The following is a 23,787-nucleotide window of genomic DNA, read 5'->3' as shown; positions in this document are numbered from 1 at the left end:
CCCTCGGCTTTTGGCGCGTTTCGACTGGTGTCGAGCGCCGGAACCCAGTCAGGTCGTGTGGCTCGGCGTTCCATCGCCGCGATCCAGGTGCCGGGACAACCAGCGCAGAAACAAATCGATACAGAGCATCGTGGCAATCAGCAGGCCAGCCAAGCCGTAGGCGAACGACCAGATCTGCCACTTTGCGGCCGTGGTCGCCGGGAGCACCGTGGTCTGGTAGGCGAGGTCGACCACGTCCTTGATGCGCCATTGGGTTCGCGGCGCTGCGGCTTCGGCCTGTTTGCGGAGGAATTCGGGCAGGTCCTGCCATTTGGCTTCGGCCTGATCCAGCCAGCCAAGGCTTGCCAGATAGTCCTTGCTCTGTTGCGTGGTTTCGGGCGCGTAACGCTCGGCAAGTTGGTTCAACTCGGTCAGGCCGAATGCCTGTTCGGTACTGTCGATCCCGAGCGGCTTGCCAGCGAGCAGGAGGCCTTGCTCGGCGAGAACCCGGCTTTCGGTCTCGATCAGCCGGGACAACACGCCTACTGCGCCGGTTTGCAGGCCGGTCAACATGCTGCAGGCGACGATGGTCAAGCCCAGACAGACCGTGGACGTGCTCAACGCCCAGCCGGGCAAACCGTCGCCGAATCTCACGAATCTGCGCGACAGCCACGCGAGACCGATGCCAAGCAGCAGCACGATGCCGGCGCCCGTGCCGAAATGCACCAGGAAATGCCAGGAGGAACGCCAGAAGAGGTCGGTCATGGGCAACATCTTGCCCGGAAGCCCGCTTCTTGTCATTTCCGGGTGTGCGTGTTTGTCGGTAAACTTACCGCTCAGGCGCAGGACGTTTCGGCGGAAGGACCCAAAAATCCTTCCGCCGCGACTGGATTCGGGCTGAATTCCGGATTCGCACCTTGAGCCAGGCCCTGAACCCGCCTGGCCCAAAACGCTGCCTGCTTTCCACTGCAACTGAATCGAGCCCGTGGCAACACGCGGTTCCCTGGAGACTCATGCCTAAGCGCAACGACATCCGCTCGATCCTGATCATCGGGGCTGGCCCCATCGTGATTGGTCAGGCCTGTGAATTCGATTATTCCGGCGCCCAGGCCTGCAAGGCGCTGAAGCAGGAGGGGTACCGGGTCATCCTGGTCAACTCCAATCCGGCCACGATCATGACCGACCCGGAGACCGCCGACGCGGTCTACATCGAACCGATCAACTGGAAGCGCATCGAGAAAATCATCGCCAAGGAGCGCCCAGATGCGCTGCTGCCGACCATGGGCGGACAGACCGCGCTGAACACGGCGCTCGATCTGGCCGACCATGGCGTGCTGGAGAAGTATGGCGTGGAGCTGATCGGCGCAAGCCGCGAAGCCATCCGCATGGCCGAAGACCGCGAGCTGTTCCGCCGCGCGATGATGGACATCGGGCTTGAATGCCCGCGCGCCGAAGTCGCCAAGTCGATGGACCAGGCGCTGGAGATTCAGGCCAAGGTTGGCTACCCGACGATCATCCGCCCGAGCTTCACGCTGGGCGGCTCGGGCGGCGGCATTGCCTACAACCGCGAAGAATTCATCGAGATCGTCGGTCGTGGTCTGGAACTCTCGCCCGTGCACGAAGTGCTGGTCGAAGAGTCCGTCCTCGGCTGGAAGGAATTCGAAATGGAAGTGGTCCGCGACAAGGCGGACAACTGCATCATCGTCTGCTCGATCGAGAACTTCGACCCGATGGGTGTGCACACTGGTGACTCGATCACGGTTGCGCCCGCACAGACACTAACCGACAAGGAATACCAGCGCCTGCGCGATGCGTCGCTCGCAGTGCTGCGCAAAATTGGTGTCGATACTGGTGGCTCGAACGTGCAGTTCGGGGTCAACAGCGAGAACGGCCGTGTGGTCGTCATCGAGATGAATCCGCGCGTGTCGCGTTCTTCGGCGCTGGCGTCCAAGGCGACTGGTTTTCCGATTGCAAAAGTCGCCGCGAAGCTCGCGGTCGGCTACACGCTCGATGAGCTGAAGAACGACATCACGGGCGGCAAGACGCCGGCGTCGTTCGAACCGGCCATCGACTATGTCGTCACCAAGATTCCGCGCTTTGCGTTCGAGAAATTTCCGGCTGCCGATGCCCGTCTGACGACACAGATGAAGTCGGTCGGCGAAGTCATGGCGATCGGTCGGTGCTTCAAAGAGTCGTTGCAAAAAGCCCTTCGGGGGATGGAGACCGGCAAGGATGGTCTGAATCCGACCGGCCTCGATTTCAGCACGACTGAAGGTCTGGCAGAGCTGAAGCGTCAGTTGAAGGAACCTGGCGCCGATCGCATCTTCTATGTCGCCGATGCGTTCCGCGCGGGTTTGAGTCTCGACGAGGTCTATCAGCTATCGCGCATCGACACGTGGTTTTTGATGGCGATTGAAGAACTGATTCAGACCGAGCTCGAAGTCTCCGATCAGGGCCTGGTGGCGCTGACCGCCGAACGTATGCTGGTGCTGAAGCGCGATGGCTTTGCCGATTCGCGTCTGGCCAAGCTCGTTGGCACCAATGAGGATGCCATTCGCGTGCTGCGGCGCGCGTTGAAAGTGCGTCCGGTCTACAAGCGCGTGGACTCGTGTGCCGCAGAATTCTCGACCTCGACGGCGTATCTCTATTCCACGTACGAGGACGAGAACGAAGCCGAGCCCACCAACCGCGACAAGATCATGGTGCTGGGTGGCGGCCCGAACCGCATTGGTCAGGGCATCGAATTCGACTACTGCTGCGTGCACGCGGCGCTCGCGCTGCGCGATGATGGTTTCGAAACCATCATGGTCAATTGCAACCCGGAAACCGTGTCGACCGACTACGACACGTCCGATCGCCTCTATTTCGAACCGCTGACCTTGGAAGACGTGCTCGAGATCGTCGATTTGGAGCAGCCGAAAGGTGTGATCGTGCAATACGGTGGCCAAACGCCGTTGAAACTTGCGCGTGCACTGGAAGCGAATGGTGTGCCGATTATCGGGACGTCGCCGGATTCGATCGATCTCGCCGAAGATCGCGAGCGCTTCCAAAAGCTCATTGAGCAACTCGGTCTGCTGCAGCCACCGAATCGCACGGCCCGCAATCCGGACGAGGCGTTGGTGTTGGCCCGCGAAATTGGCTACCCGCTCGTCGTGCGTCCGAGTTATGTGCTCGGGGGTCGCGCGATGGAAGTGGTCTATTCCGATGCCGATTTGAAGCGCTACATCACCGATGCGGTGCGTGTGTCGAACGACTCGCCGGTGTTGCTCGATCGCTTCCTCGACAATGCGATCGAAGTCGATGTCGACATCGTCGCCGACCTGGATGGCCAAGTGTTGATCGGCGGCATCATGGAGCACATCGAAGAGGCGGGCGTGCACTCGGGCGACTCCAGTTGCTCACTGCCGCCCTATTCGTTGAGCAAGGAGATTCAGGACCGCCTGCGCGAACAGGTGGCCCAAATGGCGAAGGGGCTCAAAGTTGTCGGCCTGATGAACACGCAGTTCGCGATTCAGGGCGAGACGATCTTTGTGCTCGAAGTGAATCCGCGCGCGTCGCGCACGGTGCCATTTGTTTCGAAGGCGATCGGGGTGCCGCTCGCGAAGGTGGCCGCGCGCTGTATGGCAGGCCGGTCGCTCGCCCAGCAGGGCGTCACGGAAGAAATCGTGCCGCAGTATTACTCGGTCAAGGAAGCGATTTTCCCATTCGCGAAGTTTCAGAACGTCGATCCGATCCTTGGACCGGAAATGCGTTCGACGGGCGAGGTCATGGGCGTTGGTCGGCACTTCAACGAAGCATTCGCGCGTGCGCACGAGGCGGCGAATATCAAGGCGCCGCCGGTTGGCAAAGCGTTTGTCAGTGTCCGCGACGCCGACAAGGTGCGCGTGCTGGTGCAACGCGGCTTTTCGCTCGTCGCGACGTCGGGCACCTGCGATTATCTGCGCGCCAATGGCTTTGCCTGCGAGCGCATCAACAAGGTGATCGAAGGTCGGCCGCATATCGTCGATGCGATCAAGAACGCTGAGATCACCTTCGTCGTCAACACCACCGAGGGCAAGCAGGCCATTGCCGATTCGTTCTCGATCCGTCGCAGCGCCTTGCAAAAGGGCGTCACTTACTCCACAACAGTTGCCGGCGCCCTGGCTTTGGTGCAATCGTTGGAACACCGTAACTCTGAGCGAGTCAGCTCGCTCCAGGAACTGCACAAGACACTGTCGCTATGAAACGAGTCCCCCTGACCAAAGCTGGCGCCGAGCGCCTCCGAGAAGAAGTTGATCGCCTCAAGTCGGTTGAGCGCCCGCGCATCATTCAGGCGATTGCCGAAGCGCGCGCCCATGGCGACCTGAAGGAGAATGCGGAATATGCCGCTGCCCGCGAGCAGCAGGGCTTCTGCGAAGGTCGCATCATGGAAATCGAGGCTGCGCTGTCGTTTGCGGAAGTGATCGACGTCAGCAGGTTGACGGCCGGCTCCCGCATCGTGTTTGGCGCCACGGTCGATCTCCTCGCCAATCACACGAACGAGGAGACGACGTACCAGATCGTTGGCGAGCTTGAAGCAGATATCAAGCGCAGCCTGATCTCGGTGACGTCGCCACTGGCGCGCGCGCTGATTGGCAAGAGCGAGGGCGATACGGTCGAACTGATGGCGGCGAATGGTCGCAAGAGTTACGAAATCGTCGGCGTTCGCTACGAATAAGCCGTGATCACAGTCTGGCTACCGAGCCCCAAGCGTCTGCAGCGGATCGGTGTGTGGCCGGAACTGGCCAGCCTGCTCGCGCGCGGCGATCGGCTGGCTGATGCGGCGGAGGGCCTGCCGGCGTTGGTGGCGCAAAGCTTTGCGTTGACGCCGAATCGCTTGAGCGAAGCAGCGCTGAGTCGGCTCGCTGATTGTGGCGATGCGGCACACGGGAACTGGTTGCGCGCCGACCCCGTATCGCTTGGTGCGGATCAGAGTTCGTTGCGCCTGATGGCGTTCAATGGGCTGAATTTAGACCATGCTGCGGCTGAGGATCTGGCGGCGGTGTTGAAGCCGCTGTTTGGCGACATCGGCTACGAACTCAGTGTGGTGACGCCAGAGCGCTGGTACCTGCGGCTCGCCGATGGTTCGGAGATCCCGGAATTCAGTCCGCCCGAGCGCGTGCTGGGGGATCGGCTGGACGCGCATTTGCCAACCGGCACGAGTGGTTTGCGCTGGCAGCGTTTGCTGACCGAAGCCCAGATGAGTTTGCATGCGCACCGACTCAACCAACGACGGATGCAGCACGGCCAGATGCCGATCAACAGTTTGTGGTTCTGGGGTGGCGGACGCTTGCCGAACCGTGTGCAGACCACGGTGGCGCGGGTGCACTCCGCCGACCCGGTCTTGCAGGGGTTGAGCCGGCACGCTGCGCGTGCGTTCCATGCCGATCTGGCCGAAGCGCTGCAGGCGCCGCGCACCGCTCACGATCTGTTTGATTTGCGCGCGGCATTTGCTGACCCTGGTCTCCGTGCCACGTTGTTGTCGGCACTGCAATCTTGGCTCCAATCAAACGTTCCGGTACAGATCGCGTTCGAGTCCGGCGAGCGGCTCCTGGTCAAGCCCTGGCATCGTATTCGCTTTTGGCGTAAGCCCTTGGACTGGACGTGAAGCGCGACATTCAGCGCCGGCAGATTGATCCGCGCGCGCCGTTGTTGCGGGATGAGCGCTGGCCTTTGGTGTTGCGACGGCTCTACGTCGCGCGCGGCATTCATGATGCCGAGGCACTGGATTTGCGACTCAAGCATCTGCATGCCCCCGACTCACTGAGCGGACTGGCGGCGGCAGTCACCCTGCTCGTGCGCGCCATTGTCGATGGTCAACGCATCCTGGTGGTTGGCGATTTTGATGCGGATGGCGCCACAGGTACGGCAGTCGCAATTCGCGGCCTGCGCCTGCTCGGCGCGCGCGCGCCGAGCTACCGGGTGCCGAATCGGTTCGTGCACGGCTATGGGCTCAGTGCTGAGCTGGTCGCCGAGTTGGGTCCCGAACAACCGGAGCTGTTGATCACTGTCGATAGCGGGATCAACTGTGTGACCGGCGTTGCGGCTGCTCGTGCGCGCGGGATCAAAGTGCTGGTGACGGATCACCACCTGCCCGGGCCGATCCGCCCCGAAGCCGATGCCATCGTCAATCCGAACCAGTTTGGCGACGATTTTCCGAGCAAGGCGCTCGCTGGCGTTGGTGTGATGTTTTATCTCTTGATCGCCACGCGTGCAGCGCTCCGTGGGCAATCTTGGTTCGGCAGCGATCGGCCCGAGCCGGATTTCGGCACACTGCTTGATTTGGTTGCGCTCGGGACCGTGGCCGACCTGGTGCCGCTGGATCGCAACAACCGCGCGCTCGTGCGTGCCGGTTTGGCGCGGATGCAGGCGGGCCAGGCCAACGCCGGGATTCAAGCGCTGATCACCGCGAGTGGCCGCGATCCGAAACGCATCACGGCGGTGGATTTGGGATTTGCGCTTGGGCCGCGCATCAACGCTGCTGGCCGCCTCGAAGACATGGCGCTCGGTATTGAGTGTCTGCTGTGCGATGACCCTGAGCGCGCCAAGGCGTTTGCAGAAAGACTGTCGTCCATCAATAGTGAGCGGCAGGACGTGCAGGCTGAAATGGTCGAACAGGCGGTGGCAATGCTGTCTGGTCTCGAGGCAGCGCCCGAGCAATTGCCGAAAGCTGTGTGCCTGTTTGATCCAGACTGGCATCAGGGCGTGGTCGGATTGGTCGCCTCGAAAATTAAGGAGCGCCTGCATCGACCCGTGCTGGCGTTTGCGCCAGATGCCCAAAACGACGCGCTATTGAAAGGTTCTGCGCGCTCGGTGGCGGGCGTGCACTTGCGCGATCTATTGGCCGACTTGGATGCCCGTCACCCTGGCCTCATCCAACGGTTCGGTGGGCACGCGATGGCCGCTGGCTTGACCGTGGCCCGAGCCGACTTTGATCGCTTCCGCCATGAGCTTCGCTTGCATGCCGATCGCGCCATCGCGCCCAATCTACTCGGCGCCATCATCGAAACCGATGGCCCGCTGGTGCCGAGCGAGTTGGTGCTGGAAACGGCACTCGCGATCCAGCAAGGTGGGCCGTTTGGTCAAGGGTTTCCAGAGCCGCTGTTCGATGGCGAGTTCGACATTCTCGACGCCAGCATCATGGCAGGGAAGCACCTGAATCTGCAGTTGCAGGACCCGCGGACTCAACGCCGCTACCGCGCCGTGTGGTTTTCGGGATACACCGGCCAGCTCCCGCACGGTCGATGGCATCTCGTTTATCAGCCGACTGCCGATGAATGGCGGGGTGAGACACGCTTTCGCCTGCTGATCCGGCACGCCCAGCCAACTCAGTAACGACGCGCGATTTTCACGACGGCGCAGCGTGGCAAGTAGCCCCCTCCCCAGCCCTCCCCCGCGCTCGCGGGGGAGGGAGCGCTCCCTCTCCCACGCGAGTGGGAGAGGGCTGGGGAGAGGGCTACTTGCGACCAGGATTAGCGACCAGGATTGGCACCACCCACCACTGCCTGCGCTGCACAGTCAACGATTGATTGCATGTTTGATGAGTGCGGGCGGCGCCTGCTGCGTCGGCCGCGCGACATTCGCGCACATCCCCACGAGTTTCGGCGGTTGGCCGCAGTATTCGGGTTCAGATAGCTCGCTGCCTGTAAAATCGTCCAAAAGTCCGAAAACTCGGCTAAAAGACACGAATTGCAGCTAAATCACCAATTCAATGTTCGGGATATTTTCAGCTTCCGGAATCGAAAGTGAACCAGATAGAGCCGGGGCTCTAGCCAGTCTGCCTACGGTTCGCCACAGTTTTGCCAGAAGTTTGTCGGAGCTGTGCCATGAAGTTGTCCACATTGCTGCTAATCGCGAATTGGTTACCTACCCCGGTTGCTGATCAAACATGCCTCGCCGCAACCCTGTATTTGGAAGCGCGCGATCAACCTGTGCTCGGCCAATTGGCCGTCGCCGAGGTCGCGCTGCGGCGACTGGAGCAGGGCAAGGAAGGCAGAACGCTGTGTGAAGTGCTGACTCGGCCGAAGCAGTTTGCGCTGACTCTGGTCAGTCCGAATCTCGAGTTCAAAGACGCGAGTGCCTGGGATCGGGCGTTCCGAGTGGCGCAATCGGCCATGACTCTCTGGCAGGTGCCGACTCCCTATCGCGTGAGTTTTGTGCCGGGCGCCTCGCACTTCTATGCTTATCATCGCGCCGCGCCGGCCTGGCGCCATCAGCGCGAAGTCGCGACGATTGGCGATCATCGCTTCATCGACGTCGATTGATCGCTAACGGTTGAATCGGGCCCAGCGCCCAATTACGGCGGGATCAGCGCCAGCCGGAATCCCAGATCGGTTCGACCGCGATCGGCGTCCTGTTCCAACGACTGATCGAGCAGGTCATTGTCGGGTCCGCTCAGGTACGAACTGCCGCGCACGCCGCCCTGGGTCCATTCGCTGACATTGCCGATCAAGTCCAGAATGCCGTCTCGGCTGGCCTGAAACTGGCCGACCGGCGCCGTGAATTCAAAGCCATCCGAGCACTCAAACCGGTCCTTGATGCGCAGACTGCCGGCATTGGTCTGGTCCCGGACATTACCCAGTTCGCACGGCGCCTTGTTCGCCATGGCGGCTTTGCCCGCCACATGCCAGGCGGCCGCTGTGGGCAGCTCGAAGCGGCGTTCACTCTGGTCGCTGAGCCAGGTCGCATAGGCCTCGGCATCGGCCTTGCTGACGCACACCACCGGGTGCGATCCGGTTTGCGCAAAGCCCGGGTCTTGCCAGTCCGGCGAGCGAAACAACCCTGCCACCCCCGGTTTTCGGCAATTGGCTGGCACACGCTTGGTTGCTTCGACAAATTGTGCGTAGGCCTCGCGGGTGACCTCCTCAAGCCCGATCGCGAGCCATGATTGATCAATCCGGATCATCGCAAAGCGGCTGCCGCCGGCAGTCAGGATCCGGCCGGAATGCCATTCTTGTTTGAGCTTGGCAGCTCGGGCTGCCAAGTCGGTTCGGGCAAAGAGGCCGAGCAACGGGTCCAGCGGGTCGGCAAAGCGTTCGCGCTCGGCCGCTTCCAGACGCTCCAGAAGGCGCTCACGCAAATTGGCTTCATGCTGTTTGCTCGCCTCCAAAGGCGCGAGTTGCTGCAAGGCGATGTAAGCATGCAGCTGATCAAGCAAGGGTAGGGCCTGGCTGTCGCGCTGCGCGGCGAGCGCCGTCAACGCGTCTTTACTGACCAGATTTACAAAGACTTGCGCGGCCTGCAGATTCGCCGGACGTCGCGACTCATTCAGGGCGCCACTCAGCCACGCCGCCGCCGACCCGGCTTCCGGCGCAAACCACTGCTCGCGATCCAGTGCCAACTGAAACACGGGTGGCAACGCCTCGCTCTTGGTCAGCGGGGTGGTGGTGACCGGGTCGGCCGGTTTCGGCCACAACATTTTCGCGGCAAGTAAGAGCCCGGAGATGGCCAGAATGCCGGCCAGGACAGGCAGGGCCAAGTTCGCCCGGCGCGACGGTTGCCCTGGCGTACCGACATCGCCAGGACTCAGGCCATCGAGCATCGCGACGAGTTCGGCGCCGGATTGGAACCGATCGCCGGGTGCCTTCGCGAGGGCCCGGTCGATCAGTTTTTGCCACGACGCCCGCGGTTTGGGGAGACGCGGAATCGGTGCCTGGTGATGGGCCAGTGCCGTGGCGACGGCATCCGCCTCGCGATAGGGCACATCGCCGGTCAGCAGCTCAAAGATCAGGATGCCAAGGCTATACAGATCGGAGCGTGCGTCCACGGTGTGTCCGCGCGACTGCTCGGGGCTCATGTACGACACGGAGCCCAGCGCATCGCCTTCGTTCGTCACCCCCTGGCCTTCGGGCGACCGCGAAATGCCGAAGTCAGCGAGTCTCGGTTGCTGATCGCGGTCGAACAGGACATTCGCTGGTTTGATGTCGCGATGAATCACCCCTTGCGCGTGCGCGAAATCGAGCGCGGCGGCAACCTTTCTGACCACATTCCGAATGTCGGCATCGCTAAGCTGGCCAATGCGGGCACTCAGATCACCATGCGGCATCAGCGGCATGACATAGAACATGGCGTCGTGACCGAGCCGACCGACTTCGAAGATCCCGACAATATTCGGATGTTCCAGGCGCGCAATCGTGCGCGCCTCGTGCTCGAAGCGCATCGCCAGCTTGTCGCGCTGCGGGCCACCGAAATGCACGACTTTGATCGCCACTGAGCGGTCGAGCGACAGCTGCGTGGCGCGAAATACTTCGGCCATGCCGCCTTCGCCCAGTTTGCCGTCGATGCGGTAGCCCGGTACCCGCGGAAATCCAGCTGCGCTCATTGTTTGCGAGCCGCTCCCAGATCGCGACGCCAGGGCCCATAGCGGAATCCTGCGAGTGCCATCAGGATGGCAGCCAGAACCTGCCAGGGCTGGCTCGCGAATACCGGCACCGGGTGGGCACTGCCGACCGTGCCGCAATCGAGTTGCAGCGCGGCACTGGCCTCATCGGCGTCATTGCTCGTAATCACCCAGTCGACCATCACGCCACCGTTGGTGACGGGCGCGCATCCAACCGTCAGGTTGATGCTTTCGCCCGGCGCCAGGCTGACTGGTCCGCTGAAGCTTGTCTCGAAAGGCGCGGTCAGGCTGGGAATCTGCAAATCAAGCGTTGCGCCGCCGTAGTTCCGGATCAGCACCGTTTGTTCCGAAATTCCGAATTCCAACGGCCGAAAGAACAGGGTGGCGGGTACCACCGGCGTGCTGTCGAACTCTGGGCTACCGCCCAGCGCGTCGGCTTCGACCGCGCCGATATCGGCGCGCCCACCAGCGACACGCGCCAGACCGCGTTGATCGACCACAAATGCCGACGGCGCGAGCGACGCTGCGTTCCGCAGCGCGCTGTCTTGCATCGGCAAGTGCACGGGTGTGCTGTCGGTGGCATCAAGCAGTGGCGACAGCGTGCCTGCGGGCGCAAACAGATTGTTGCTGCCAACGTCGATCCGGCCCGCGGAATTGACATCGGCGAACGCTGAAAAGTTGGCTTCAATCGCCACGTCGAGGCCAATCTTCAAATCGGCGGTGCTTGCCTCAGCCCCATCTGGCGCGGTCGGTGTCTGGCGCACGGCCAACGGCGCGTTGTTGATGATCGCGGTGTTGTTGAATAGCACCGTCGGTGTCGCGCCATCGGGTCTGGCGTCATACAGATACACCGCGCCGGGCTCAATGTAGGCGAGATTTTCGGTGATCGTGGTGTGGTCAAAAATCAGTTTGCGCTCATTGCTGCCCGGGTAGATGAAAATGCCCGTGAAGGCTGGCCCGATCAAACTGTCATTGCCCGAAATCGTGCTGTTGAATACGTGCATCTGACTGGTTTCGGCGATATAGAACGAGCCAATGCCACCGCCCAACAATGCGAAGTTGTCATGCAGCGTCGAGCGTTCCAACCGGATTCCGCCGCCATCGGCCGCACTGGATCGGATCGCGCCACCCAGATAACCGCTGTTCTGCTCGAACACGTTGTCGATCAGTGCCACTTCGTGATCGAGGTCCCCGCTGGAGAATCCGCCGCCGCCAGGAATCAAGCCGACGAGCCCTAGTGGCGTCGGCAAAGCGTCGAGGTGATCCTGGTCGCGCCAACGCAATCGGGAGGAGGCGTGGCGGGCGCCTTCTGGCAGGCCGATCAGCGATACATTGCCGCTGAACGTGCTGCGCGCCACCACGACGTCGCGACTGGCGTCGGCAATGATCATGCCACCGCCAGCGCCGATGGCGGTGTTTTGTTCGAAGCGACAGTCCGACACGGTGATGCCTGCAGGTTCTGGCCCGGGGCCCACGAGGTCGGCGCGAAAATACACAGCGCCGCCGATGGCGCCATAGTTGTTCCGGAACGTGACGTCGTCCAAGGTTAAGTCCACCTCCAGCGCCAGGATGCCGCCGGCGTCATAAAAGTAGCGCGTGTCGTTGTAATCGTAATAGGGCGCTTGGCCGTTGCTGATCGTCAAGCCGGAAATGCTCGCAGGGAACACATCGATCGGGTTGCCATTGGTGGTGACGTCTGGATCGAAAATCTCGAATACGCGATCGAGATTGCCACCATCCAGTTCCAACTGATCGGCGCCCGGGCCGACAATCGTCACGGCGTCGGTGATCGCCAGCGGTAGCCCGACCGGTAGCAGCCCCGTCACATCGAACTGGATCGTGTCGAGGCCGGGATTGGCGTTGGCTTGTGCAATCGCATCGCGCAGCGAGCCAGCCCCGTCATCCAGCAAGTTGGTAACGGTAAAGGTCGTCAGGACCTGTTTGCTGCGGCCACCAGCGTAATACCGCCCAGCCGCGCGCGCTGGGTCAGCGTTCCAGGTGCCGAGTGTGCCGAGCAAGGTCCAGGGGAGCAAGCGCTTCATGGGGACTCCTGGGTGACCTGGTCGCGACGAAACTCCTGGGCCAGAAATGCTTCGGCACTGGCGCGATCACGGGTCAGAAAGACTCGGCCAAAGCGCAGCGCGCCCGTTTCGTCGTGGCGCAGATCCAGGACGACGCCTGACCCCGCTGGTGCGAGTTTGAGGCTCCGGCGCGGTGGTCGGGCCGGATGTTGCAGGTCAATGATCTCGATCCGGTCGAGTGGCACCGCGAGTACTGACCCACTCTCGAAACGGAGCTCCGAGTTGGCCTCGGCGATGCGAGTGGTTGCCAGTACTTCGACCCGGCGCTCAACCCGCTCGGCCGCATGCGCAAGCGGCAGCAGCAGGAATAAAAACACGAACAGCGCGATGCGTAGCGGCATATTCACCTCCAGGGTCGCCGACTTTAGCAGCCGCGCCTGCTGAAAATCGCGAACGACTGGACTGAACGCGTTACCGCCATGGCCGGTCACCCACGGATCCATCATCGCTAAGAACGACCATGATTCCTGTTGCGCCCAGCGTGGCGGGGGGTGGGCTACAATAGGGAGTTTTCCCGATTTGTCATTCAGCAGGAGAAGCTGTCATGGAACTCAACAATGTCCGGGCCGTCATTACGGGCGGCGCCTCGGGCCTGGGGCATGCCCTGGCCCAACATCTGCTCAGCCACGGGGCCGTGGTCACCTTGTTCGACGTGAACGCCGAAAAAGGCGAGACGGCGGCCGCAGCACTTGGCGGCAACGCGCGATTCATGAAGGTCGATGTCAGCCAGGAGCAGGACGTGCTTGCGGCCGTCACCGCCGCGAAAGACGCCATGGGCGGACTCAACGCGGCGATCAACTGCGCCGGCATTCTGGGAGCTGGTCGCGTGCTCGGTAAAGACGGTCCGATGCCGTTGAGTCAGTTCGAAACCACGGTCCGCGTGAATCTGATTGGCAGCTTCAATATTGCCAAGGCGGCTGCCAGCCTGATGCAGCACAACGCACCGGGCGAAGACGGCGAGCGCGGTGTGATCGTCAACACGGCATCGATCGCGGCCTTTGAAGGCCAGATCGGACAGGCGGCCTATTCGGCGTCGAAGGGTGGCGTCGTGTCGATGACCTTGCCGATGGCGCGCGAGTTTGCCCGCATTGGGGTGCGCGTGATGACCGTAGCGCCAGGGGTGTTCCACACCCCGATGGTCGATGGCATGCCGCCGGCGGTGTACGACTCCTTGTGCGCGCAGGTGCCGTATCCGTCGCGCCTCGGCAAACCCGAAGAGTTCGCGGCCACCGTCGCGTTTGTACTGCAAAATCGTTATCTCAATGGCGGCACCATCCGTGTCGATGGCGCGATCCGTCTGCAACCAAAGTAATCCCTATGGCCACCAAAGCATCCGACATCAAACGCGGTTTTGTCGTCCAACACAACAACCAGACCTGGCGCGTGGCGCAAGTCAGCAAGAGCGCACCGCAAGGGCGTGGTGGCAACACCACGTACCACTTTGCGCTGTACCAAGTGCCGAACAACACCAAGCTCGACCTGGCGCTGCGCGCCGATGACATGCTGGACGAAATCGATCTGACGCGCCGTCAGGTCAATTTCTCCTATATGGACGGCGAGGCGTTCGTGTTCCTCGATAACGAGGACTACACGCCGTATCACCTCGACCCCAGCATGGTCGGGGAAGCGGCCGGCTACATCACCGAAAGCCTGGAAGGCGCGCAGGTGTTGCTGATCGACGGCACGCCGATTGGTTTGCAAATGCCGCAATCAGTCATTCTGGAAGTGGTCGATACCCCGCCCGAATTGAAAGGCGCGTCCGCGACCAAGCGTAGCAAGCCGGCCAAGTTGAACACCGGCATCGAAGTGCAGGTGCCGGAATACATCGTCAACGGCGAGAAAATCTGGATCAACACCGAAACCGGCGAGTTCTCAGGCCGAGTGTAAACGCCAGGGCCGATTGGGGTTCTGTCCACTCGTTGGTGGATCAACGAAGGTGCCAACGGGAACTTTGGATACGTTTCGACCTCTTATGCCCGCACGCGTCAATTCATTGCGCGTGCGGGCGTTCGGCAATCCGGCTGGCGCGGCACGCTTCTCGCACCAGCCAAAGCATGACTGAACCGATTCTCCATCCCGAGTGGCGCGCCCGGCGGCTGCACGCGCAAAATCGCTGGCAGCAGCGCCGGCAACTGTGGCCGCAGACAGTGGTGTTTGGGTTGCTGTCGGCGTTCGTCATTGTGGCGGCCGTGCTGTGGCTGCGGCAATTGTTGGTCCCTGAACTGGAATCGATCTGGCGCTATTGGCAAGCCCGTCCAGCCGGCGTTGCGATCATTGTGTTGATGCTGTCGTGGTTCACCACGCGCGCAAGCTTGCAGCGTGCCGAGATCGAGGCTCAGAGCGGTCCCTATGCTGCGCTGCCCGTTTCGGGTCGCACCACGGAGCGCTGGCGCAATCATCTCGTCTGGCAGCGGCAGGGTTGGCAAACCGTATTGTTGCTGGCGGTGGCTTGGTTGCTGCACGCGGCGGACGTGGGCGCTGCGATGCAGGCTACGTTGCTGGTGACGGCGCTGGTCGCGCTCAGCGTCGGCAATCTTGCAGCGAGATTGAGCATTCGACCGCCGTCGCTCGCCGAGGCCACCCGTGAGCATGCGCCGCGGGCCGTTGGGCGCCCGTGGCTGTGGTTGTCGCATCCGCTATTGCCACACGTACCCGCATTTCAAGTGCAGTTCGGACAAAAGCTGTGGTGGGCCGGTCGGGCACGTTGGGGGCTGTTTGTGCTGTTGCTGATTTCACCACGTGATTTGTTGTCGGTGCTGATACCGATCGTCGGCATGGCAATCTGGTATGGCGCGAGCCAACTCGAGGCCATGCACCGCAGCCTGTTTGCCATGCAGGCGTTGCTCGCGTGGTGCCCACTGCCGGGCACCCGCGTGTTGCGCGCCGCGTGGCGCGCGCCCGCCTTGCTGCTCATCGGGTTACTTGGGCTGCTATGCGCCGTTCTGTTGTCGGTGCGAGCCCCCTGGCCGATGGTTGTCGCCGTCGCGTTGCTGTTGATCGTATTGACGATCATTGATCTGCTGTGGTGTGTCCGGTTTCGCCGCGACGCTGCCCGCGCGCAGCGCGTGCGCGTGGTGTCGATGGCGTTGGTCTTGGTCATGCTGCAGCAATGGCCGATGGGTTTGCTGCCCTTACTGTTGTGGTTGTCATGGCGCGCCACGCGAGGACTGCACGCATGAGTATTGTGTTCGAACAATTGTCGCTACAGCGTGGCGTGCAGACGGTTCTGTCGAATCTGAATCTGCACATCGGGCGCGGCGAATGGGTGGGCTTGATCGGCAGCAATGGTTCCGGGAAATCGACGCTGCTGTCGGCGCTTGCCGGGCTGCTCCCAATTGCCTCAGGGCGCATTCTGGTCGACGGACATCCCGCTGGCACCTTGGCCGCCCGTCGCCTGCTCGGCAAGGCGATCGATCCCGCACAATTGCCTCTGGGTCTGACCGGGCAGCAGTTGCTCGAATTGGTCGCTGAGGCGCGGCAAGTGGGGCTCAGTGTGCCGCAGGATACGATGGCGCTCGCCGAATCATTCCGCTTGACCCCAGCGCTCACCAAGCTGATTGCGACCTACTCCCTAGGCATGAAGCAAAAGCTCGGTATCTTGGCCGGATTGATTGATGCGCCGCCGTACTGGCTCCTCGACGAGTCGCTGAACGGTCTCGACCCGCCTAGCGCGTTCGTGTTGAAGCAGTATCTGCAAGCAGCCCAGGCGCGCGGCATCAGCACGTTGTTGGCAACGCACAGTCTGGATCTGGCTGAGCGCCATTTCAGTCGGGTGCTGATTCTCGCGGACGGTCAGATGCTGGCCGACTGGACGTCCGACCATCTCGCCCAATTGCGCGCGCATCCGGAGCAGTCGGTCGAGGCCGCGCTCGTGGCGGCGTGCATGAGCAATCCGGTACCAGCCTGATCAGCCGCGACACTAGTTGGTTGCCGGAATCCGCGACAAGCTGAACCGGCCACGCGTCGTCACCCGAAATTCGGGCGCGTCAGCGGGTGCGTCCTGCACGGTTGGACATCGTGACCGCTGTGCGCCTTTCGGCGTCAAGCCGGCAATGCCGCCGCAGGCGCGTACGGTCAAGGCGAATCGCGCGGACGCGGAAATCGCCAGGTCGATGGCGCCAGTGCGACTTTGTAAGCGTGACGCCCGAGCAAGCCTGTTGCCAAGCAGCGCTGCCACGATCGGCCCATCGCGACTGCGAAGGTCGAGCGCAACCGTGCTCGTAACGATGGTCTTGCCTTCATTATTCTGCGTGCGAATCAGCGCGTCCTGCTTTCGGACATCGATCTGACCTTGCCGACTGCGCAGGTCCAGCATGACGCCGGTCGGCACCAGCACCACCAGATCCACCCGCGTACTGAGCCCCAGGGCAACGCGGCGGGCACCCGGCACCCGCAACTGCCAGCGCTGGCGCGACGCTCGAATCGACCACTGGCCGGCCGACACCGCTGCCGTGCCCTGGGCGACCGCATGGATCACAATTGCATCAGCGGTGCCCCGGCGGATGCGAATGTCGCCGTCGGGATTGCTGATCGAAATCGTTTGTACGGACGGCGCTATGGCGTGGCGCGCATCAATGGTTCGGACTTGCCAATCCGGCGCACCCGAATCTGCCGAGGCCGGTGCGACGACGAGCGCGAGGAACAGCGCCGCCAGCGCCAGCCCAGGCATTATGTGCCAATGCCAAGCACGCACTTTTCGGTTGGTCTCGAACGGGTAGGTGAACAATTCCATGCGGGCATTGTCGGCGATCCCGGGCGGCGCCGACATCCGCCGTCGGTGTGAGGCCTCGGCGCGGATCGGGGCTCGTCGTTGACACTCTCATTAAATCAATGACTTGCGTGTCATCGAGCGCGATTTCGGACGGCGCTGCCCCGAATCGCCCCAGGCTCGCCCGGTTCTGGCCGCTCTGGCTATCGCCGGATGGCGGCCCATGCGATACCCTCACGGGTCCATTCGACGTCGCCGCGCCTATCCTCCATGAAGTTGTTTTCTCTGTTTCGAAAGCCCGCCTGGGAACATTCCGATTCATCCCGCCGAGCTGAGGCGGTCAGTAGCAGTCAGGATCCCGTCCTGATTGGCAAGCTGGTCGATTTCGCCCGCCATGACGCTGACGCCAGTGTGCGCCGCGCGGCGTTGGCGCGCCTGGATGATTTGTCTTTGCTTGCCGATCGTTCGCGCCTCGACACCGACACCCAGGTGCGCAGTTTTGCTGAAAAGCGGCTGCGGCAGGCGTTGGTCGACAGCAAGGTCGATCTGGCGCAGCGTGAGCGTCAGGTCCGCGTGCTGGAGCAAGTGGACCTGCTCGAACATGTGGCCACGCAGGCGGGCGAGAGCAGTCTGCGCGAAGAGGCATTGGCGCGCATCCAGCGCAAAGGCTTTCTGGTCGAACGCTGTTGCAAGGACGCTGATCCGGCTTTGCGCCTGAAGCTGCTGGCGCGCATTGAAGAGCCGGCGGCTCTGGAGCGCATTGCCGAAAACGTCCGCAAGTCGGACAAGAATCTGGCGCGCGAGGCCCGGCTGAAATCGCTGACGCTCCGGCTCTCGGCTGGCGACAAGAAGGCCATCGCACAGCGCGCCGAAGAAATCTGCGAGCATCTACAGCACTTGGTCAGCAACCGTCCGGCCACGGCCCGTGCCGAACTCGCAGAGGCCGAAGCGCAATGGGCCGGTTTGAAGCCGGCGCCCGAAGCAAATTGGCAGGGTAAGTTTCAGGGCTTGACGCAGACGCTGCGTGACGAGCTCGATGGCGTCAAACACGCGCCGAAGCCAGTGCCAGTGCCGGAGCCGGTGGTGGACGCAGCGGCGCCTGTCGCCGAACCGGCGCCGCCTACGCTCGATCCGAATCGATACGACGAGCGCTTAGCCCGATTGCTGGAGCAAGCGCATGAATTGAGCGACGCCGGCAAGATCGAGTCCTGGCTCAAGCGGCTCGACGCGGCCCAGCAGGCGATCGGTAGCCTGTCGGCACATGAGCAGACCGAACTGCAGCGTGGCAAGGCGTTGGTGCACGCCACCCAGGCGCGGCTCAACCAAGAAGCCGAAGCGCTCGCAGCGCGTCAGCGTGCTGTGCATACCGATCTTGACGCCGCGAGCAAGGCCGCCGAAGCCGGTGAGGCCCAGGCAGCATTGACACATTTCCAGGCCGCCGAGGCCAAGCTGGCCGAACTTGGCGAGCTGGCGGAGCGCGGTTTGGCCGCAAAGAAAAAGCGGGTCGAACAACAACTCGCGAAGATCAAACATTGGCAGCGCTGGTCGAACAACGAGCAACGTGTGCGCTGGTGTGAGCAGATCGAGCAACTGCCGGAGCAGGGCCTGCATCCCGATGCGTTGCTGACGCGCATTCGCGAAGCACAGAATGCGATGGCCAAGCTCGATGAGCTCGAAGGCTTGAGCAAAGACGAGGCGCAGAAAAACGGCCTGAACCGCCGCTTCCGCGCGCTGGTGTCGCGTGCCATTGCGCCAGCAAAGCCGTATCTCAATCAACGCGCTGAAAAGCGTGAGCAGGACGCCCAGCAGATTCAGGACAGTTTGCAGGCGCTCAGCGCCGAAGCTGGCTCGGCCGACGCACTTCCCGCACTGTTGTCCGTGCAGCGTCGCCTGCGCGATCTGCTCGACACGACGCGTGATCTGGAAGGTCGTGAACGCAAGCACAAGGGCGATGCAATCAAGGCGGTGCTGGATCCGCTGAAAGCGCGTATCGATCAGTTGAGCACGGAAGGCGAAGCCGCCAAGCGCAAGGTGATTGCCGGCCTGCGCCGTGAGTTGGTCGGCGCCGACCCGGAAACCGCGCGTCGACTCGCGCTGGACGCGCAGGAAAAATGGAAGACGCTGCCGCGTGGCAAGCGTGCGGTCGAGGATGCGCTGTGGACCGAGCTCCGCGGCCTGATTGACCCGGTATTCGAAAAACTGCGCGAGGCGCGCGCCGAAGAAAACGTGCGCTTTAATACGCAGCGTCAGGACGCCCGCTCGGCACTCGCAACGCTCGCTGAAGCGGCCGACAAACTGCGAGCCGACCCACACGCGGCGATTGAGCACGACGTCAACGACGCGCGTGGCAAGCTCGATCAACTGGACGAGTTGGCGCGCGAATTTGATCGGGACTACCGGCAGGCGCTACGCAAGCTGGAAGAAGCCCGCGCGACGGCCAAGCTCGCGTTGTTGCATCAGGCACGGATTCGTCAGAAAGAACTTGCCAACCTGCTCGCGCATCCGCATGACGAGGCTGCGCGGCAGGCACTGTGGTCATCGTTGCAGAGCGACTTGGACAGTGCTGCGAAGTCGGCCTGGCAGGCACGTCTGTCGGCGCCGAACAGCACGCCGAGTGCGGAAGATCTATCGGATCTGAACGACCTGGCCATTCAGGCTGAGATGCTTGCGGGCGTCGCGTCACCGGAGTCGGACAAGGACCGTCGTCGCGAGATTTCGATGGCGCGTCTGGCTGAGCGCATGGGGCAGGGCGAACAGCAGAATCCTGGGGCCGAGGCCATCGTGCTGTGGCAGCAGTGGTGCCTGTCGCCAGCCTTCGCGGCTGGCAACACGAACGGCATGAATGCTCGGCTTGAATCGGCACTCGGTCGCTTGCTGGGGGCACAGTCGTGAAGCGCGAGCCGATTCCGACGCAGTTGCCCCAGGTGCATCTAAAGATCGAGCGCCGCTCGAATCATCCCTGGGTCTTCCAGAAGATGGTCGAGAAGCCGGAACAAAAGCCAAAGCCCGGGTCCATCGTCGAGGTGTACAACCGCGATGGGACGTTTGCGGGCCGTGGCTTCTATAACGGCCACTCTCGCATCGCGCTTCGAATGCTGACTGAAGACCCGGACGAGGCGATCGATGAGCACTACTTCCGGCGCAAGATCGGCGAGGCTATCCGTCTGCGTCGGGATTTGCTGAAGCTCGATGCCGTCACCAACGCCTACCGGGTGGTTCACTCGGAAGGCGATGGTTTGTCTGGGCTCGTCGTCGATCGCTATGGCGATCTGTTGGTCATCGAGTACTTCTCGGCGGGCATGTGGCGCATTCGCGATTTGGTGCGCGAAATTTTCGACGAGCACTTCCCGAATTCGCGGATGTACTGGTTTGCCGAAGAGCACGTCGGCAAGCAGGAATCTTTCGATTGCCATGCGCCGGCGCCGCCGGATGCGTCGATCATCGAAGAGTATGGCCTGAAGTTCAAAGTCCAACCGGGGACTAAGCACAAGACTGGGTTCTTCTGCGATCAGCGCGACAACCGCTTGCTGTTGGCGCCGTTCTGCGAAGACGCCCGCGTGCTGGACCTGTGCTGCAACTCGGGTGGATTTGCGATCTACGCAAAGGTGAAGGGCCAGGCCAAGGAAGTCATCGGGGTCGATCTGGACGAGGAGATTCTGGAGATCGCCAAAGCCAATGCGCAGCTGAACAAGGCCAAGGTGCGCTTCGTCCAGGCCGACATCTTTCCGTATTTGCGCGACGCGCACGTCAATGGCGAGCAGTTTGATGTCGTCATTCTTGATCCGGCCAAAATGACGCGTGACCGCGAGCAGGTCATTCCAGCACTCAAGAAGTACCTGGACATGAACAAGCTGGCGTTAAATGTCGTCAAACCGGGCGGCGTGTTGGTGACGTGTTCCTGTACGGGCTTGGTCAGCGAAGAACAGTTCCTGGACATGTTGCGACGGGCGGCGTTCTACGCCAATCGGCGCGTGCAGGTGATTGAAGTGCGTGGGGCGGGTCGCGACCATCCGTTCATGGCACACGCGCCGGAGTCCCGATACCTGAAAACGGTGTTCTGCCGCGTGGAGTAATCTGTCAACCACGTCGGTGGGTGCGCGTTATACCGAGCAGCGAGGCCGTTCTCGATGCCGGGCCCCGGCAAGTTCAGCGCCTCAGTTTCTCAGCGATGAAGGAGTGACAATGAAAGCCTTTTGGTGTGTGCTGATGTTCGTGGCCGGTACCAGTGTAGCGATGGCTGATTCAACGCCGGTCGTCGATCAGCGCCAGGAAAACCAGGAAGACCGGATCGAGCAAGGTCAGGCCAGCGGTGAGCTGACGAATCGCGAAGCCCGCCGTCTGGAAGCCGGTCAAGAACACGTTGAGAACATCGAGGATCGTGCGAAGGCCGATGGCAATGTCACCGCGCGTGAGCGTGCCCGCCTGGAGCGCGCCGAGAATCGCAACAGCCGGCGCATCTACAAGCAAAAGCATGATCGTCAGGACAAGGACTGAGCGCAGGTCGACCCGGTATTGCACCGGTATCGTGATTGATCATGAGCTTGGCTGGTCACTCTCGTGAACTCAGCCAGTGCTGGTCTTCGACCCTGGCTGACGGCGCTCGCTGCCAATGAATGGCAGCGCGCCGAACAAGCGATCGCCGGGCTCGGCAACTCAGACGCTGTGAGCCGCGCGGCACAACTGACTGCCGCAACCGAAGCGCTGGCGACGCAGGCGCTGATCCAGAAAGGTCAGCAGGCTGCTCAGGCCGGGGCATTGGCGTCGGCAGCCCTGTTGTTCGAAGTGCTGACGATGCGGTTTCCGAACGAGTTTGAGGCGTGGCTCAATTTGGCCCGTGTGCGGGCGCAGTCAGCCGACTGGGCAAGCGCGCAAGAGGCGGCCGACCGCGCGTTGGTCTGCCGTGCTGATCGTCCGGAAATCTGGGGCTTGCTGCTCTGGCTCGCGACCCGGTCGGGGGCGACCAGAGATGCTCAGATGCAACTCGCAGCACGCTGGTGCAACGCGATGCCGCAGTGTGTGTCGGCGTGGCTGGCAGCGGCGAGGCTCTATCTGGAGGCCGGGGACTACGAACCGGTGCACGACGCCGTGAATCAGGCGCTGACGATCGCACCAGACAGCGTGCCCGCGCTCTGGCTCAGCATGCTGACTCCGGATCGGCGCAATATGCGCGATGCCGTTGATCAGCAGCGTTTCCTGGCCCGTTGGCGCGCACGGCTGCAACAGCTTTTGGCCTTGCCAGTGGAATCGGCGGAGCGTGCCGCCGAGAATCTTGAGGTGCTGACGTCGCAGCCCAACTTCTATCTCGCGTATCTGGGCGAGGCCTTTCGCGATGATCTCGCGCAATTCGGCGTGTTGCTGCAACGTCTCGCGCGTCCGGCGCTGGGGGCACTGCAAACGAGTCGGCGCCATATCAGCCGAAGCCGCCGTCGCATTGGCATCGTCACGCGCTACTTCCGCCAACATTCGATCAGCAAGTTGTTTCTGCCGTTGTTCCTCGGGTTAGATCCGCGGCGTTTTGAAGTGATCGGCATTTGTCCCAATACGTATCGTGACGAATGGGTGGAACGCGCCCGTCAGGGATTGTCGGCCTATCACGATGGCGACGGTGATTTAGCGCACTGGGCCAAGCGCATCGCTGCGCTCGATTGCGATGTGTTGATCTATCCCGACCTCGGGATGAATGCAATCACGCACGCTTTGGCGGCACTGCGCCTTGCGCCGGTGCAAGCCATGATGTGGGGGCATCCGATCAGCTCCGGTTTGTCGACCGTTGACTGGTACTTGAGCTCAGCGCTGATGGAACCCGCGGATGGCAGCACCCACTACGTTGAGCGCCTCTATGGTCTGCCGGGTTTGGGCTGCGCGTTTGAGATGCCGAGCTTCGGTTCGAGCCAAGCCCAGTTGCCGCGCCGACCCGGGCGGGTGATCGCGTTGTGCGCGCAGATGTGGGCCAAACTTGGTCCCGAGCACGATGCCGTGTTTGCGCGCTTGCTCGCCAAGGCGCCGAATCTGGATCTGCACCTGACACCGGCGGCCACGGGTGATGGTTTCGAACTGCTGCGCGCGCGACTTGAGTCGGCGTGTGTCCATTACGGCGTGGATTTTGCCGAGCGCATCGTCATTCATCCACGATTGTCGCCCGCCGATTTCCATGCGCTGCAAGGACAGGCTGATTTCCTGCTGGATGCGCTGGGTTGGTCAGGCGGTGTCACCGCATTCGAGGGCTTTGCCCAAGATCGACCCATCGTGTCGTTGCCGGGCAAATTGATGCGCGCCCGCCATACCGCGGCCATGCTGCAATTGCTGGAGTTGCCAGAATTGTTGGCGGCCGATGTTGATGACTACATCGAAATCGCAACGCGTGTGGCGACCGACGCGTCCTATCGTGCCGCGTTGACCACGCGTGTGCGTGAACGCAAGCATCGCCTGTTCGCGCATCACGACACACATTCGGCGTTTGCGGATTGGTTGGATACGGTTTCCGTGGATGACTGACCCAAGACGCTGTCAATCGCACAAATTGACGAGGTTGGCGTGATCTTCTGGGCAGATGAGGCATCCCATTGGGCCTCGCCGCACATCCCCGCGATTCGTCACCCCGGACTTGATCCGGGGTGAGTTTCGATCTCGCCAAAAGCCATCAAGCACGCGTCGCGCGTTTC

18 protein-coding genes are annotated in these 23,787 nt (G+C 62.2%); 13 read left to right on the top strand and 5 right to left on the bottom strand.

What is annotated here, in order from left to right; translation table 11 throughout:
* Nucleotides 1-48 precede the first annotated feature (48 nt).
* On the bottom strand, nt 49-744 hold the full coding sequence (locus tag C7S18_RS14825) for a hypothetical protein (protein WP_146151935.1): 696 nt from the start codon (nt 742-744) through the stop codon (nt 49-51).
* 248 nt (nt 745-992) lie between these two features.
* Here C7S18_RS14825 and carB point away from each other — a divergent pair, with 248 nt between their 5' ends.
* From carB to C7S18_RS14800, 5 genes are all read left to right on the top strand, one after another.
* Nucleotides 993-4,202, top strand: coding sequence for a carbamoyl-phosphate synthase large subunit (gene carB, locus C7S18_RS14820; protein ID WP_106892298.1), 3,210 nt, complete (start codon nt 993-995; stop codon nt 4,200-4,202).
* Nucleotides 4,199-4,675 carry a transcription elongation factor GreA gene (greA, locus tag C7S18_RS14815; RefSeq protein WP_106892297.1) on the top strand — a complete coding sequence of 159 codons (477 nt, stop codon included), beginning with the start codon at nt 4,199-4,201 and terminating at the stop codon, nt 4,673-4,675. Before carB ends, greA begins: the two co-directional genes overlap by 4 nt.
* Before the next feature lie 3 nt (nt 4,676-4,678).
* Nucleotides 4,679-5,605 carry a phosphoglycerate mutase gene (locus C7S18_RS14810; RefSeq protein WP_106892296.1) on the top strand — a complete coding sequence of 309 codons (927 nt, stop codon included), beginning with the start codon at nt 4,679-4,681 and terminating at the stop codon, nt 5,603-5,605.
* On the top strand, nt 5,602-7,332 hold the full coding sequence (recJ, locus tag C7S18_RS14805) for a single-stranded-DNA-specific exonuclease RecJ (protein WP_240623906.1): 1,731 nt from the start codon (nt 5,602-5,604) through the stop codon (nt 7,330-7,332). The genes C7S18_RS14810 and recJ overlap by 4 nt, the downstream gene beginning before the upstream one ends.
* A gap of 491 nt (nt 7,333-7,823) precedes the next feature.
* Nucleotides 7,824-8,261, top strand: coding sequence for a cell wall hydrolase (locus C7S18_RS14800; RefSeq protein ID WP_106892295.1), 438 nt, complete (start codon nt 7,824-7,826; stop codon nt 8,259-8,261).
* Nucleotides 8,262-8,293: 32 nt separating this feature from the next.
* Here C7S18_RS14800 and C7S18_RS14795 read toward each other — a convergent pair whose 3' ends face one another.
* The 3 genes from C7S18_RS14795 to C7S18_RS14785 are packed head-to-tail and all read right to left on the bottom strand — an operon-like array spanning nt 8,294 to nt 12,863.
* Nucleotides 8,294-10,318 (bottom strand): bifunctional serine/threonine-protein kinase/formylglycine-generating enzyme family protein, encoded by a 2,025-nt coding sequence (locus tag C7S18_RS14795; RefSeq protein ID WP_106892294.1) that lies wholly within the window; start codon nt 10,316-10,318, stop codon nt 8,294-8,296.
* Nucleotides 10,315-12,378: a right-handed parallel beta-helix repeat-containing protein gene (locus C7S18_RS14790; RefSeq protein WP_106892293.1), complete on the bottom strand. Its 2,064-nt coding sequence runs from the start codon at nt 12,376-12,378 to the stop codon at nt 10,315-10,317. Before C7S18_RS14790 ends, C7S18_RS14795 begins: the two co-directional genes overlap by 4 nt.
* The gene (locus C7S18_RS14785; RefSeq protein ID WP_106892292.1) at nt 12,375-12,863 is read right to left on the bottom strand and encodes a hypothetical protein; all 489 of its coding nucleotides are present in this window, start codon (nt 12,861-12,863) and stop codon (nt 12,375-12,377) included. Before C7S18_RS14785 ends, C7S18_RS14790 begins: the two co-directional genes overlap by 4 nt.
* A gap of 98 nt (nt 12,864-12,961) precedes the next feature.
* Between C7S18_RS14785 and C7S18_RS14780 the strand changes: the two genes are divergently transcribed.
* The 4 genes from C7S18_RS14780 (at nt 12,962) to C7S18_RS14765 (ending at nt 16,324) form a co-directional block, all read left to right on the top strand.
* On the top strand, nt 12,962-13,729 hold the full coding sequence (locus C7S18_RS14780) for an SDR family NAD(P)-dependent oxidoreductase (RefSeq protein ID WP_106892291.1): 768 nt from the start codon (nt 12,962-12,964) through the stop codon (nt 13,727-13,729).
* Nucleotides 13,730-13,734: 5 nt separating this feature from the next.
* Nucleotides 13,735-14,304 (top strand): elongation factor P-like protein EfpL, encoded by a 570-nt coding sequence (efpL, locus tag C7S18_RS14775; protein ID WP_106892290.1) that lies wholly within the window; start codon nt 13,735-13,737, stop codon nt 14,302-14,304.
* 167 nt (nt 14,305-14,471) lie between these two features.
* Entirely contained in the window at nt 14,472-15,596 is a 1,125-nt protein-coding gene (locus tag C7S18_RS14770; protein WP_106892289.1) for a hypothetical protein, read from the top strand.
* Entirely contained in the window at nt 15,593-16,324 is a 732-nt protein-coding gene (locus tag C7S18_RS14765) for an ABC transporter ATP-binding protein (protein ID WP_170113281.1), read from the top strand. The genes C7S18_RS14770 and C7S18_RS14765 overlap by 4 nt, the downstream gene beginning before the upstream one ends.
* 12 nt (nt 16,325-16,336) lie before the next feature.
* On the opposite strand, the gene C7S18_RS14760 is transcribed toward C7S18_RS14765, so the two are convergent.
* Complete coding sequence (locus C7S18_RS14760; RefSeq protein WP_106892287.1) at nt 16,337-17,185, bottom strand: hypothetical protein; 849 nt, start codon at nt 17,183-17,185, stop codon at nt 16,337-16,339.
* A 210-nt stretch (nt 17,186-17,395) separates the two neighbouring features.
* Between C7S18_RS14760 and C7S18_RS14755 the strand changes: the two genes are divergently transcribed.
* The 4 genes from C7S18_RS14755 to C7S18_RS14740 all read left to right on the top strand — a co-directional run bounded on the left by C7S18_RS14755 (nt 17,396) and on the right by C7S18_RS14740 (nt 23,620).
* Nucleotides 17,396-20,017 (top strand): coiled-coil domain-containing protein, encoded by a 2,622-nt coding sequence (locus C7S18_RS14755; protein WP_106892286.1) that lies wholly within the window; start codon nt 17,396-17,398, stop codon nt 20,015-20,017.
* An 11-nt stretch (nt 20,018-20,028) separates the two neighbouring features.
* Nucleotides 20,029-21,198 carry a class I SAM-dependent rRNA methyltransferase gene (locus tag C7S18_RS14750; RefSeq protein ID WP_170113470.1) on the top strand — a complete coding sequence of 390 codons (1,170 nt, stop codon included), beginning with the start codon at nt 20,029-20,031 and terminating at the stop codon, nt 21,196-21,198.
* 109 nt (nt 21,199-21,307) lie between these two features.
* Nucleotides 21,308-21,619 (top strand): hypothetical protein, encoded by a 312-nt coding sequence (locus C7S18_RS14745; RefSeq protein WP_106892285.1) that lies wholly within the window; start codon nt 21,308-21,310, stop codon nt 21,617-21,619.
* 63 nt (nt 21,620-21,682) lie between these two features.
* The gene (locus tag C7S18_RS14740) at nt 21,683-23,620 is read left to right on the top strand and encodes an O-linked N-acetylglucosamine transferase family protein (RefSeq protein ID WP_106892284.1); all 1,938 of its coding nucleotides are present in this window, start codon (nt 21,683-21,685) and stop codon (nt 23,618-23,620) included.
* Nucleotides 23,621-23,787: the final 167 nt, after the last annotated feature.

The sequence above is a fragment of the Ahniella affigens genome (assembly GCF_003015185.1).
In the GTDB taxonomy this organism is placed as follows: domain Bacteria; phylum Pseudomonadota; class Gammaproteobacteria; order Xanthomonadales; family Ahniellaceae; genus Ahniella; species Ahniella affigens.
Note: the sequence above shows the minus strand (reverse complement) of the source record. Positions and strands in the feature narration are given on the sequence as shown.

Coding starts and splice junctions, on each gene's coding strand:
- C7S18_RS14825 (WP_146151935.1), bottom strand. CDS start 744: ATGACCGACCTCTTCTGGCGTTCCTCCTGGCATTTCCTGGTGCATTTC.
- carB (WP_106892298.1), top strand. CDS start 993: ATGCCTAAGCGCAACGACATCCGCTCGATCCTGATCATCGGGGCTGGC.
- greA (WP_106892297.1), top strand. CDS start 4,199: ATGAAACGAGTCCCCCTGACCAAAGCTGGCGCCGAGCGCCTCCGAGAA.
- C7S18_RS14800 (WP_106892295.1), top strand. CDS start 7,824: ATGAAGTTGTCCACATTGCTGCTAATCGCGAATTGGTTACCTACCCCG.
- C7S18_RS14795 (WP_106892294.1), bottom strand. CDS start 10,318: ATGAGCGCAGCTGGATTTCCGCGGGTACCGGGCTACCGCATCGACGGC.
- C7S18_RS14790 (WP_106892293.1), bottom strand. CDS start 12,378: ATGAAGCGCTTGCTCCCCTGGACCTTGCTCGGCACACTCGGCACCTGG.
- C7S18_RS14785 (WP_106892292.1), bottom strand. CDS start 12,863: ATGATGGATCCGTGGGTGACCGGCCATGGCGGTAACGCGTTCAGTCCA.
- C7S18_RS14780 (WP_106892291.1), top strand. CDS start 12,962: ATGGAACTCAACAATGTCCGGGCCGTCATTACGGGCGGCGCCTCGGGC.
- efpL (WP_106892290.1), top strand. CDS start 13,735: ATGGCCACCAAAGCATCCGACATCAAACGCGGTTTTGTCGTCCAACAC.
- C7S18_RS14770 (WP_106892289.1), top strand. CDS start 14,472: ATGACTGAACCGATTCTCCATCCCGAGTGGCGCGCCCGGCGGCTGCAC.
- C7S18_RS14765 (WP_170113281.1), top strand. CDS start 15,593: ATGAGTATTGTGTTCGAACAATTGTCGCTACAGCGTGGCGTGCAGACG.
- C7S18_RS14760 (WP_106892287.1), bottom strand. CDS start 17,185: ATGTCGGCGCCGCCCGGGATCGCCGACAATGCCCGCATGGAATTGTTC.
- C7S18_RS14755 (WP_106892286.1), top strand. CDS start 17,396: ATGAAGTTGTTTTCTCTGTTTCGAAAGCCCGCCTGGGAACATTCCGAT.
- C7S18_RS14745 (WP_106892285.1), top strand. CDS start 21,308: ATGAAAGCCTTTTGGTGTGTGCTGATGTTCGTGGCCGGTACCAGTGTA.